At 42.4% G+C, this 12,004-nt stretch carries 10 protein-coding genes; 3 read left to right on the top strand and 7 right to left on the bottom strand.

Going from position 1 to position 12,004, the window contains the following annotated elements; translation table 11 throughout:
- Positions 1–211 precede the first annotated feature (211 nt).
- The 7 genes from K8B83_RS19170 to lptD all read right to left on the bottom strand — a co-directional run bounded on the left by K8B83_RS19170 (position 212) and on the right by lptD (position 9,306).
- A complete protein-coding gene (locus tag K8B83_RS19170) occupies positions 212–2,233 on the bottom strand; it encodes a methyl-accepting chemotaxis protein (protein ID WP_223418738.1) in 2,022 nt (673 codons plus the stop codon).
- A 254-nt stretch (positions 2,234–2,487) separates the two neighbouring features.
- Positions 2,488–3,306: a symmetrical bis(5'-nucleosyl)-tetraphosphatase gene (locus tag K8B83_RS19165; RefSeq protein WP_188739452.1), complete on the bottom strand. Its 819-nt coding sequence runs from the start codon at positions 3,304–3,306 to the stop codon at positions 2,488–2,490.
- A gap of 3 nt (positions 3,307–3,309) precedes the next feature.
- Entirely contained in the window at positions 3,310–3,690 is a 381-nt protein-coding gene (gene apaG, locus K8B83_RS19160) for a Co2+/Mg2+ efflux protein ApaG (RefSeq protein WP_223418736.1), read from the bottom strand.
- 54 nt (positions 3,691–3,744) lie between these two features.
- The gene (gene rsmA / locus K8B83_RS19155; RefSeq protein WP_188739454.1) at positions 3,745–4,551 is read right to left on the bottom strand and encodes a 16S rRNA (adenine(1518)-N(6)/adenine(1519)-N(6))-dimethyltransferase RsmA; all 807 of its coding nucleotides are present in this window, start codon (positions 4,549–4,551) and stop codon (positions 3,745–3,747) included.
- Between the two features lie 9 nt (positions 4,552–4,560).
- Positions 4,561–5,544, bottom strand: a complete 984-nt coding sequence (gene pdxA / locus K8B83_RS19150; protein WP_188739455.1) for a 4-hydroxythreonine-4-phosphate dehydrogenase PdxA — start codon at positions 5,542–5,544, stop codon at positions 4,561–4,563.
- Positions 5,545–5,553: 9 nt separating this feature from the next.
- The gene (gene surA / locus K8B83_RS19145) at positions 5,554–6,861 is read right to left on the bottom strand and encodes a peptidylprolyl isomerase SurA (protein ID WP_188739456.1); all 1,308 of its coding nucleotides are present in this window, start codon (positions 6,859–6,861) and stop codon (positions 5,554–5,556) included.
- Positions 6,862–7,005: 144 nt separating this feature from the next.
- Positions 7,006–9,306, bottom strand: a complete 2,301-nt coding sequence (lptD, locus tag K8B83_RS19140) for an LPS assembly protein LptD (protein ID WP_188739457.1) — start codon at positions 9,304–9,306, stop codon at positions 7,006–7,008.
- Between the two features lie 144 nt (positions 9,307–9,450).
- On the opposite strand from lptD, the gene K8B83_RS19135 reads away from it, so the two are divergent.
- From K8B83_RS19135 to djlA, 3 genes are read left to right on the top strand one after another with little or no spacing between them, the layout of a single operon-like run.
- Positions 9,451–10,488 carry an aminoglycoside phosphotransferase family protein gene (locus K8B83_RS19135; RefSeq protein WP_188739458.1) on the top strand — a complete coding sequence of 346 codons (1,038 nt, stop codon included), beginning with the start codon at positions 9,451–9,453 and terminating at the stop codon, positions 10,486–10,488.
- Positions 10,485–11,171 (top strand): N-acetylmuramate alpha-1-phosphate uridylyltransferase MurU, encoded by a 687-nt coding sequence (murU, locus tag K8B83_RS19130; protein WP_188739459.1) that lies wholly within the window; start codon positions 10,485–10,487, stop codon positions 11,169–11,171. Before K8B83_RS19135 ends, murU begins: the two co-directional genes overlap by 4 nt.
- A gap of 31 nt (positions 11,172–11,202) precedes the next feature.
- A complete protein-coding gene (gene djlA, locus K8B83_RS19125; RefSeq protein WP_188739460.1) occupies positions 11,203–11,976 on the top strand; it encodes a co-chaperone DjlA in 774 nt (257 codons plus the stop codon).
- Positions 11,977–12,004 lie beyond the last annotated feature (28 nt).

The raw sequence follows: 12,004 nt of genomic DNA, 5'->3' as shown, positions 1-12,004 counted from the left end.
GTTAGATTTTTTGATTGAGTAAATAAAAATACCGATAAATGTTTATCGGTATTTTTTTGCCTTTTTCTCATTATCCCAATCAGGAAAATGATCACATTATCGTGCTGATTGATGTTAATACCAATCAGGGAAATGACCAGAGATAGCTGATTGATATAAAATAAAAAGCCCCCTAAGGAGCTTTAAAAAAAGAGTCTGTAGCACACGTGCGTTACACTTTAAACTCACGTACAGAGGCTTGTAGCTCTTCAGCAAGCATTGCAACCTGGTGGCTAGACTGTGCTGTTTGATCCGCCCCAGTGGCTGTTTCTTCAGAAATAGATGCAATGTGTTCTAGTTTTTCAGAAACCTGCTGGCTGACAATGTTTTGCTCTTGAGCTGCTTGAGCAATATGGTTACCAGAGTCGTAGGCTCTATGAACAGATTTGCTGATGGTTTCTAAAGCGAGGTTGGCTTGCTCGTTTTTCTCTACGCAACTGCTTGCCTGCGTACGCCCAAACTCCATGACGGCTACGGCTTCTTGCGTGCCTACCTGCAGAACTTCAATCATTTGCTGAATTTCACGGGTAGAGTGTTGAGTGCGTGACGCAAGGTTGCGTACTTCATCGGCAACAACAGCGAAGCCTCGACCTTGCTCACCCGCTCTTGCTGCTTCAATGGCGGCATTAAGGGCTAATAGATTTGTTTGGTCTGCGATGCCTCTGATCACGTCAAGGATTGAACCGATAGAGGCGCTGTCAGAATGAACTTTATTAATAACAATGCCTGCTTTGGCGACTTCTTCTGCCAATGCCAGAATGGTGTTCTTGCTTTCTTCTGCAAGTGAGCGCATGTGTTGGGCTTCTTGGTCGGCCTGTTTGATTTCATTTAAAGCTTGGTCTGCACTCATTGACACCTGTTGAGCGCTGGAGCTTAATTGTGTTGTTGCAGTAGCAACTTGGTCAACTTGGCTTTTTTGCTCTTGAATACCGATTGTTGTTTGTGACGTAATCGCTGAGGTTTCTTCTGCGGCAGCAGCCAGTTGATTTGCCCTGTCAACAATACCCACAATTAAGCTTCGTAAACTGTCGACTAAACGGTTGCAGTTTTTTGCGAGTTCGGCAAATTCATCATGACCAGAGTCATCTAATTTATGAGTTAAATCACCTGACGCTAATACATTAAGTGCTTGGTTCACTTTTTCTAAAGATTTGGTTAATGGGGTAATAACAGCAATGCTCACCACAATGGCAACAACGATTGCAAACAGCACTACACCTAGGGTTTTATAGAATGCTGAATCGATAATATTGAGTGCTTGTGAGCTGATTTCTGCGGTAAATGTGTCAATTGATTTTGCGAGCATTGTCATCTTCATATTGACATCTTTTGCAGCGATTTGTGTTTCATTAAACAGTTTAGCTGCGGCAAACTCGTGATTAAGCTGTTGCTGTTTTAGTGACAAAATGGAGCTACCACCCTCGAGCAATGTAAATACTTTGCTGCTCTCGTTTGATAAGTCTTCTAATATAGATTGACTAATAACGCCGGTACCTTGACGGTTTATGTAATCAATTTTAGTTTTTGCTTCACTGACCATATAATCAAGTTCTTTAATGATAAGGTCATATTTACTTTGCTCTGTGGCGGCGACTAAATCGTAAATAGTGGTAATAATATTTATCAGGGTACCATCAACTAGGCTTGCCGAAGCGGCTAAACTGCGTTCTGTGTCATCTTCGCTTGTTTCTAAATCTATTACGTCAAGTAAAATAGACGATGAGTCGTCTGCGGCATTTTCTAAATTACTGCGCATTTTTAATAACTGTTCTTGCAAGCTAAGCGCGCTTTCTCTTTCGTTAAGCATGGCGGTTTCGCTGGCTTCATAAACGTTATAACTTTTCGTTAACCCGTTTAAAGGTGAGGCAAGTTGAGTTTGTTGACTCACCAAATTACTTAAACGAGTTAAGTCATTTTTAAAGCTGTTATTGAGTTCTGATAGCTTTTTTTCGATGGCTGGAATTTTAGATGAGTGCGTACTGTAGTAAGCAAGCATGGCTTCAATTTGCTGGGTGCTTAGGTTTTCACTCAAAATACTGGTGGCTTCTAGTGCGGGTAAGCTGACCGTTTTAAGCGTGGTGGTGCCATCTTTGATACTGTTGTTACTGAGTAGAGTAACTATCCCAAGGACCACAAGTAACAGGGTTACTACGGTGAAACCACCAATAACCCTGGTCGCTACATTAATTTTCATACGATACTCCGACTATTATTATTTGATCCTGGCGTTAGTTCTGAATGTGATTTTGATATCAGTTTATCAGCGAAATGATGTTACTCAGGTTTGTTTCATCACTTCTCAACGGTATGTTTATCGTGTTATGGGTTGCTACTTGCGCTGCTGTTTAAGATCTCGTTTATTTATAGGGTACTTCGAGCTTATGCGGCATCGTTAGATAATCAATACGATTGTTATTATTATCGGCAAATTGCTACTTTAGTTTAACGTTAAATCAACCTTTTTTGGGTAATTTTTTCATTCTTTTCAAGATGCCATAATGTCAGGTGTTCTCCCCAGCAGCAGCCTGTATCGAGTGCCATGTAATGGGGGTGATTTGTTTGCCCCATCAATGCGGCCCAGTGGCCAAAAACCAGTGTGTTTTTAGGCGCGCACCGTGACGGAAATTCAAACCAAGGTTTTAAACTTGCATGGGCTTGCTGTTGTGGTGGTGTTTTACATTTAAAATCTAGGCGTCCATCAGGGTAAAGGAAACGCATTCTGGTTAAAGCGTTAATGCAGTACCGTAGTCTATCAATGCCTGCTAAGTCGCTAGACCATTGCTGTGAATCTTCGGTATACATTTTTGCTATTAAAGCTGTTAAGTAGTCATGTTGTTGCAGGGCGGTACTGACTTGTTCTGCTTCTTGCAATAGGGTACTGACATCCCACTGTGGCGGCACCCCTGCGTGCGTCATAATGATATTGTGCTCTGGCAGCGTTCTCACTAAAGGCTGTTGCCTTATCCAATCAGTGAGTGAATTAATATCTGATGCATTGAGTAATTCAGCTAAATTATCTTGTGGGTTGGGGCGCTTTAATTTGCCATGAAGTGCCAGCAAATGCAGATCATGATTACCTAGTACGATTTTGGCTGAGTTGTCTAAAGATTTAAAAAAACGCAGTGTCGCTAAGGATTCGCTCCCTCTGGCGATGAGATCGCCTACAGCCCATAATTCATCTGTTGAAGGGTTAAAGTCTACTTTTTGTAAGAGTAGACTGAGTTCTGCAAAGCACCCTTGAACATCACCTACAAAATAATGTGCCATAACTTATTGCAGTATCCCTGGAACCGCTAATCGAAACGCAGGGATAGACGCTAAAAAGCGCTTACCTTTAGCATCTTCCATTCCATAAAAACCGTGCATAAACCCAACTGGGGTTTCCATGACAGTACCACTTGAATATTGATAGGCAGTGTTGGGGCTAATGGTGGGCGTTTCGCCAACAACGCCAGGGCCTTTTACTTCGCTTTCTTTGCCATTTGCATCGGTAATTATCCAATGTCTGTCTTTAAGTGTGACATTGCTGTCACCTAAATTGATGATAGTGATGGTATAACTAAACAGGTATTTATTATCAGCAGCATGAGATTGCTGTTCTAGGTATTGGGTGTCGACTTTGACTTTTATCGATGATTCGACTTGGCTCATTTCACATCCTGTCTTAAAACAAAAGGGCATGCTCGTATTGGCATGCCCTTATTATTACTTTTTGTTGTCACACAGTAAATTAGCCATTGCGACATATTGTGGAACACTGATTTGTTCTGGCCGCATGCTGGAGTCGATATTTAATGCGTTAAAATCATCATCTGACAGCAAGGCTTTAAGGTTATTTCTCAATGTTTTACGACGCATACTGAATGCCGTGGAGCACAGGTGGCGTAACACATTGACATCTTTACATGGCCAAGGTTTAACTTCATATGGCAATAAACGTACCACTGCAGAATCCACTTTGGGTGGTGGAGTAAAGCAGTGTGGTGGTACCTCAAGTACTGGAACCACTTGGCAGAAGTATTGGGCCATAACGGTTAAGCGGCCGTAAGCTTTAGTGCCTGGACTCGCTGATAAACGAAGTACCACTTCTTTTTGTAGCATAAAGTGCATTGTTTCAATTTGTTCAGCAAACTCAAACAAATGGAACATCAACGGCGTTGAAATGTTATAAGGTAAGTTACCAAACACTTTCATTTTTTTGCCGGGTTGCTGCAGCGTTGAAAAATCAAACTGCAGTGCATCACCTTGATTAATTGTCAGTTTATCTTTGAGGATTGGGTGTTGCTGTAAACGCTCTACCAGGTCGCGGTCTAACTCTACAACACTGAGGTTATCAACCATATCGGCAACTGGCTCGGTTAATGCACCAAGCCCCGGCCCAATTTCAATCATCACATGATCGTTATCGGGGGCAATTGCACCGACAATACTGCTTATAACACCTTCATCGGTAAGGAAGTTCTGTCCAAAACGTTTTCTGGCCGTATGGCCTAAATGTACTTTATTACTCATTAAAATGGGTTACTTACTTTTAGAAGCCAACTCAATGGCTTTGTTTAATGCACAGGTAAAACTGCCGCTATCCGCTTTGCCGGTACCAGCAAGTTCGAGTGCGGTACCATGGTCAACTGATGTGCGAATATAAGGTAAACCTAAGGTGATATTGACCGACTTGCCAAATCCTAATGATTTAAGCACAGGTAATCCTTGGTCATGATACATGGCTAACACCACGTCTGCTTGTTCAAGGTACTTAGGCTGAAATAGTGTATCGGCTGGCAATGGGCCAACAATATCCATTCCTTGCTCTCGTAGCTCGTTTAGCGCGGGGATAATGGTATCAATTTCTTCACGGCCTAAATGGCCGTCTTCTCCTGCATGGGGGTTGAGTCCACACACATAGATTTTAGGTGAGCCTAGACCAAACTTGCTGACCAGTTCACGATGTAAAATACTGATAATATGATGAAGTCTGTCGCGAGTAATGGCTTTAGACACATAGGCCAATGGAATGTGTGTGGTCATTAATGCCACTTGTAAACCAGGGGTGGCTAGCATCATCACGACATCAGCACAGTTTGCCTGTAATGCAAAAAATTCGGTATGGCCACTAAAGGGAATACCTGCTTGATTAATAATGCCTTTATGAACAGGACCAGTGACAACGGCATCAAACTCATTAGACATATTTTTTTCGCCAGCGTAGCGTAACGTATCAACAACATAGGCACTGTTAGCCTCGTTTAATACGCCACATTCAGCAGGCTCTGCTAATGCAAATGGCACTATGGTTAAGGTGCCTGCTTCTTGCGGTGTTGGTGCTTGCGAAGGCTGATAAGGTTTGAGCTGTAGAGGTAAACCAAGTAATTTGGCTCTGCTCATTAACAAATTTGGATCAGCACAAACAACTAACTCAGCAGGCCAAGCCTGCTGAGCGAGTTTGATGACTAAGTCTGGACCAATGCTTGCTGGTTCACCTGGAGTAATGGCAATACGTTTAGTCATTGAGCTTGCTTAACCTCTTTGTGTTTCTATAGGGTCAATAATTTCAATATAGGCTTCAGAGCGCATTTCATCTAACCAGTTTTGTAATTCTTCGTTAAATTTACGACGGAAAATTAACTGATGTGCTCTATTGCTGTTAAATTGATCTGTTGCATCGGTTTTGCGACGCGACTCAAGTTGTACAATGTGCCAACCATGAGTGGTACGAAATGGCTCACTGATTTGCCCTTCATCTAGGTTTGCCAACGTTTGTGAGAACTCAGGCACATAAATCGTTGGGTCTGCCCAGCCTAGATCACCGCCTTTAGCGCCTGAACCAGGATCTTCAGAATACTGTTTGGCTAACTTAGCAAAGTCGGCTTCGCCATTGCGTATTTGAATTAAAAAGTTATCTAGCATGGCTTTAGCACGCTCTTCCGATAAAATCGGTGACGGTTTTAACAAAATATGGCGAGATTTAACTTCTGAGACTTCTTGTACTTGCAGGCCACGAGTGTCCATGACTTTAATAATATGAAAACCAGAACCAGATTTGATTGGGCCAATAATGTCGCCTTTTTTAGCCCCGCCTACCACTTCGGCAAACAAGGTTGGCATTTCATTGATGTTCATAAAATCCCAAATACCGCCTTCAAGGGCTTTAGGGCCCGATGAGGATGCAATCGCAGTACTGCGGAAGTCATCACCTGCATTAAGGCGCTTCAATACGATTTCGGCGCGACGGCTGGCGTTTTCTAATTGCTCACTGTTTGGTTCGTTTGGGATCTCAATTAAGATGTGGCCAATTTGGAATTCAACATTTTTTAGACCTTGCTCTTCGATGAGTTTAACCAGGCCATTGATTTCTTGTGGTGAAACTTGAATACGACGTTGAACTTGAATACGTTGTATTTCACCTAAAGTGATCTCCTGACGTAGTTGTTCACGATATTGGCTAAAGCTACTGCCTTCGCTTTCGATAGCTTGTTGCATTTGAGCTACCGTTATTTTCTGTTCTTTAGCGATGTTTTCAATGGTTTGATCAAGTTGTAAGTCACCGATCTGTAAACCAATGCGTTCAGCCATTTGCATCTGTAAATGGGTTAAAATAAGACGTTCGATCACCTGTGTGCGAAGCGCTTGATCTGATGGCAGAGTTTGATTAGCCGCTTTTGCGTTAGCTCTGACCGTGGTAATCATATTTTTGATTTCACTTTCGAGAATAATACCATCATTAATTTGGACTGATACTCTGTCTAATGGCACTGGTGCTGCAATACTGGTTTGGCTCATTGCCAGTGCAAGTAACGCAAAAATCATTTTTTTACTGTGTTTCATCCACAAAATCCTTGGCACATTCGATTCAATATAAACTGGCAATTTATCGCCAAAATAAGGTTACTATTTCATACTCAACAGTATGTTTGTTGTTATTGGACTATGAGTTTATCGCTAGGTTCAGCAATCTATCATAAAAGATAACTAATTCCTCAAGTAAAGTGGCTTACGATAGTTAAATAACCCTTCGTTTAGCATGTCTGCGACGCCTAATGGACCTGAGCCACCTAACCCCTTGATCACAAAGTTAAGGTATACACCGCTTTCGAACTCTTCACTAGTGATGTCTGAATCAGATAAATCATCGTCATAATTGGTTTTTATACGGTAATGATAACTGAGACGAACTGCCCAGCAGCATGCTTCGTATTGCACACCTGTGTAGGTTTCAATATTACGAGACTCGTTAAGATCGTAATAGTAGTTGCCCACAAAATATAAGCTGTCGCTAAGTGGCCAAGATGTTCTGAGACCAGCTTGAGAAATATCGACCTGATCATTGGTGTTGGTATTCAATAAATCAGGCACGTAACGATAACTTAACTGTAATAGTTTGTCATTGCTTGGACGAAAATCTAATGTGACTTCATTTTTCTTGTTTTCACCTGTTTCTGTGTCGTGTTGAACAGACCCACTGATAAACCAGTCGTTGTATAATTGCGCATCTAACTCAGCAGCAAGTACAGAGGTAGACGGTGAGGTTTCAGCAAAGGTGTCATCTAGTGTGACTTTAGAGGATTCTAAATACATAATCTGGCCAACACTGAACTTAAATTGTTCTCGATTATTATCGTCAAATAACCGAGTGGTAAAACCTAAGGTAAATTGATTGGCATCTGCTATACGGTCAAGTCCAGAGTATTGTCTATCACGAAACAAGCCATAGTAATCTTCTTGTAGTTCTGCAGTGTCGTAGATTCCAATGTTTGATTGGTCATCGTATCCCACATAAAGATATTGCACTTGCGGTTCTAACGTTTGGCGATATTGACTGTCAAACAGTTGCGTAGCACGTTCGAAGTTTACCTGGCCGTGAAGACGAGCCTGGGGGATTGTTCGGCTAACTGAATCGTCTAGTGTTGCATCCTCATCAAGGTTTTGCTGCCAATACTGAGTTTGCATTAGTTTGACTTCGCTGGTGAATGACCCAGCAGGGCCTTGAATAGGCCAAAGTAAACTCGGTACCATATGCACTCGTGTTGCTGTGTTGTACTCGTTATCTTGATGGCTGAAGTTGGTGAGTTCTGAATTAAATTTAAAATCGATAGAGTCGATAATATCCGATGTACGATAATTAAAGTTTAATTGCGGCATGACCTGATAGGGTTTTTCATCTTCGCCAAGCACTTTAATGTCTTGAACTCGCATGTTGAAATCCCAGTTACGCTCAAAGTAACTGGCTTCGCCAATCCGCGATAGCTGGTTGTCTGTAGACTGATTAACGTCCGAGTCTAAATCGTTAAAGTAATTATTGTCAGAGACATCAGTAAAATCTGATCGTACCCGCCAGTTTTTGTTAATTGCACCCGAGTGGCTCCAGTGGTAAAGATAACGATTGGCATTAGAGTCTGAATTATCATCACTGTCTAAATATTCTACGTTAAACTGTCCGCTTTGTTGCTCGCCCGCCAGATAACGAAATTCTGTTTTGGTATACAGGCCGCGTGAAGACATAAAAATAGGGTTAAAGGTTAAGTCGTATTCTGGCGCTATGTTCCAGTAATAAGGGGTGCTGACTTCAATACCGTTGGTGGTACTAGTGCTGAAGCTAGGAAACAAAAAACCGCTTTTACGTTTGTCTGATACCGGTACAGTCATGTAAGGAATGTACAGTATAGGCACGTCGGCTATTCTTAATTTTGCATTCCAAATTTCACCCCATTCTTCAGTACTGTCGATTTTTATCATGTCTGCTTCTAGCAGCCACGATTCATCCCCGGGGGGGCAGGTAGTAAAATTGGTTTTGGTTAGCAGTAAATTGTTTTCAGAGGTAATTTGTAATTTACTGGCATCTCCGTGCACTTGTTGGCCATGGAGCCAGTATTGGGTTTTTTCTAATGTGGCACTATTGGTGCTCATTTGAGCTTCAAGGGACTGTGCCGTGACGGTGAATAACTCATCTTTAAAAATGAGGTTTCCGTCAGCATTTAATCGTTGGTTTTTTTGATCTAACACGGCACTGTCGGCTGCAATATGGCGTTGCCCCTGACTAAAACTCACATCACCAGTAAATTGGGCTTTGTCGTTAAATGCAGCGTTGGAATAATCACTAATAATCACAATTTGATTATCATCAATACCGGTTAATGCAGCTCTGTCTTCAAATGAACGGGAAACCGGAGGCTCAACAACGCATTGCGATGTTGGCAGTTCGGTCGTTTCTGCTTCTTCAGCTAGAACGATATTGGGGAGTAGGCATAATGCCAGAAAATAACGGATCTGCATTGTTGTCAATAATTTATGATTTCGTATTCAGAAAAAAGTTTGGAGAGAAAAAGATACTCAGCTAAACAAAACATTCAATTCTTTAGCTGTTTCCAAATGTTATGCTGGCTATAATAAAGCAATTTTTCGTGAAGAGCCATTGAGATGAGTTTATCTGACACAAGATTTATCGCCTTAAGCCACTGGTTAAATCAATATTTTGCAGGGCAGGTAACTGCCAAGTTGATTTGTGGTGACGCCAGTTTCCGTCGTTATTTTCGTATTGAGCATCTGGGCAAGCATTATATTGTGTCAGACTCACCTATCGAACTGGTGCCAGTTGCGCCATTTGTCGCGATAGCAAAGGCGTATCAAACGGCTGGGCTGTTGGTGCCAGAAGTACTGGCCACCTGTTACGAACAAGGCTTTGTGTTGCAAACGGATGTCGGTGAGCAGCAACTATTATCTGTACTTAATCAACATAATGTCGCTGACTATTATAAACAGGCACTCAGTTTGCTACCGACTATCGCAAGAGTCACTCATACAGAGCTAGGTCCGTTAACAGATTATGATGCAGCGTTTGTGCAACGTGAACTGGCAATATTTGTTGATTGGCTGGTAAATACCCACTTAGATTACACGCTTTCGGACCATGAGCAGCAAATGATTAACGCCACGTTTGAGGCATTAACGCAAAGTGCGCTCTCTCAGCCTAAAGTTGGCATGCATCGTGATTACCACAGTCGTAATTTATTGCTCAATGGCGAAGCTCTGGCCGTGATTGATTTTCAAGATGCTGTGCTAGGCCCCATTACCTACGATGCGGTGTCATTACTGCGAGATTGTTATGTTCGTTGGCCAGCTGAGTTGGTGCATGAATTAATGCAGTATCATTTTAAGCAGCTTAAATCACAGCAATTGATTGACCAACACGTTGATTTTACTACTTATCAACAATGGTTTGATTTAATGGGCTTGCAGCGACACATTAAAGCAGCCGGTATTTTTGCGCGTTTATATCATCGTGATGGTAAGCGCGGCTATTTGGCCGATATTCCGTTAACCTTGCAATATATCGTCGATATAGGAGCTGATTATCCTCAAATTAAAGCGTTTAGTGCATGGGTAAAGCGAATTATTGTGCCACTGGTTAAGCAAGCTGGTGAACATTCTGCTTGTGATAAAGAGGGCGCGCTGTGAAAGCAATGATTTTAGCCGCAGGGCGAGGTGAGCGTTTGCGTCCACTGACAGATACGTTACCCAAACCATTAGTGAATGTAGCAGGCAAACCACTCATTGAATATCACCTTGAAAAACTTGCACAATTAGGTGTTAAAGAGGTAGTGATTAATCACGCTTGGTTAGGGCATAAATTGCCACAAGTGCTAGGTGATGGCCAGCGTTGGGGGATTACAATCCACTACAGTGGCGAAACCGAAGCATTAGAAACCGCAGGTGGGATAAAACAAGCACTCCCTTTGCTAGGAACCGATCCTTTCTTAGTGATTAATGGTGATATTTTTATTGATACGTTACCAGGTAATCTTAACTGGGCTGTTGAGCAAGTTAGCCAGGGGCATGCAGCCGCTTTTTTGTGGTTAGTTGACAATCCTGAGCATCATCCTCAGGGAGATTTTTCGGTTGATGCAGCCTCTACACTGAGTGTGAATGATAGCCAAAAGCTGACTTTTTCAGGAATAGGTGTTTATCATCCTCAATTTTTTAACCCTGTACCAGCAGGTAAGCAAGCTCTTGGGCCTTTACTAAAAGAGGCAATATCTAAACAGCAAGTCAAAGGTGCCTATTTTAATACGTATTGGTGTGACGTGGGCACGTTAGCAAGACTTGAGCAGCTAGAGCGTCGATTACAGGCTTTAGTTTAACAATGACAAAATAGACATCGCGGAAGGTAAAATGCGCATTTGGGGCAAAGTTTTTGGGTTTATTATTGGCTTTATGTTTGGCCGTATTTTTGGTGCGTTTTTAGGCTTGTGGCTGGGGCATTTGTACGACAAACGTCAGGGGTTATCATCATTAATACGCCAGGGTAGTGAACGTCAGGCGATGTTCTTTAACGCGACTTTTGCTGTAATGGGCCATGTTGCTAAAGCGTCGGGCCGGGTGACTGAAAACGACATTCGTATTGCCACCATGCTGATGGATCAGATGAAGTTATCGGGCCAATCGCGCCTTGATGCTCAACAAGCCTTTAGGCAAGGGCGCCAGGCTGACTTTGATTTAGCTAAGCAGTTAGAGCAATTTCGTCACGTCACTCAAGGTCGTGCTGAATTAGCGCAAATGTTTTTAGAAATTCAAATTCAGACCGCGCTATCAGACGGCGAACTGCACGCTAATGAGAAACAAATCTTATCGACTATTGCCAACAAACTGGGTATGGCATCGCAACTTGATGCGCTGCTAGCGCGCTGGCAAGCTGAGTTTAGCCACCATCAATCGCCACAGGGCAATAAAATGCCACTGACTGATGCTTATGTGATGTTAGGACTTGCTGATTCGGCATCTGATCAAGACATTAAGCGGGCTTATCGTAAATTAATGAATGAGCATCACCCTGATAAGTTAGTGGCTAAAGGGCTACCAGAAGAAATGATGGCGCTTGCCAAAACCAAAGCACAAGACATTCAAGCCGCCTATGAGCGCATTAAAACGGCTCGGGGAATGCGCTAAATCTAAGGGTGCAGTAATTGATGTTTAA

The organism is Shewanella inventionis, from assembly GCF_019931735.1.
Lineage (GTDB): Bacteria > Pseudomonadota > Gammaproteobacteria > Enterobacterales > Shewanellaceae > Shewanella > Shewanella inventionis.
The sequence above is the reverse complement of the archived record's forward strand: the minus strand, read 5'-3'. Positions and strand labels throughout refer to the sequence as shown.

Excerpts from the sequence above, each read along its gene's own strand:
- K8B83_RS19135 (WP_188739458.1), top strand. The coding sequence starts at position 9,451 with ATGAGTTTATCTGACACAAGATTTATCGCCTTAAGCCACTGGTTAAAT.
- K8B83_RS19165 (WP_188739452.1), bottom strand. The coding sequence starts at position 3,306 with ATGGCACATTATTTTGTAGGTGATGTTCAAGGGTGCTTTGCAGAACTC.
- rsmA (WP_188739454.1), bottom strand. The coding sequence starts at position 4,551 with ATGAGTAATAAAGTACATTTAGGCCATACGGCCAGAAAACGTTTTGGA.
- apaG (WP_223418736.1), bottom strand. The coding sequence starts at position 3,690 with ATGAGCCAAGTCGAATCATCGATAAAAGTCAAAGTCGACACCCAATAC.
- surA (WP_188739456.1), bottom strand. The coding sequence starts at position 6,861 with ATGAAACACAGTAAAAAAATGATTTTTGCGTTACTTGCACTGGCAATG.
- lptD (WP_188739457.1), bottom strand. The coding sequence starts at position 9,306 with ATGCAGATCCGTTATTTTCTGGCATTATGCCTACTCCCCAATATCGTT.
- K8B83_RS19170 (WP_223418738.1), bottom strand. The coding sequence starts at position 2,233 with ATGAAAATTAATGTAGCGACCAGGGTTATTGGTGGTTTCACCGTAGTA.
- pdxA (WP_188739455.1), bottom strand. The coding sequence starts at position 5,544 with ATGACTAAACGTATTGCCATTACTCCAGGTGAACCAGCAAGCATTGGT.
- djlA (WP_188739460.1), top strand. The coding sequence starts at position 11,203 with ATGCGCATTTGGGGCAAAGTTTTTGGGTTTATTATTGGCTTTATGTTT.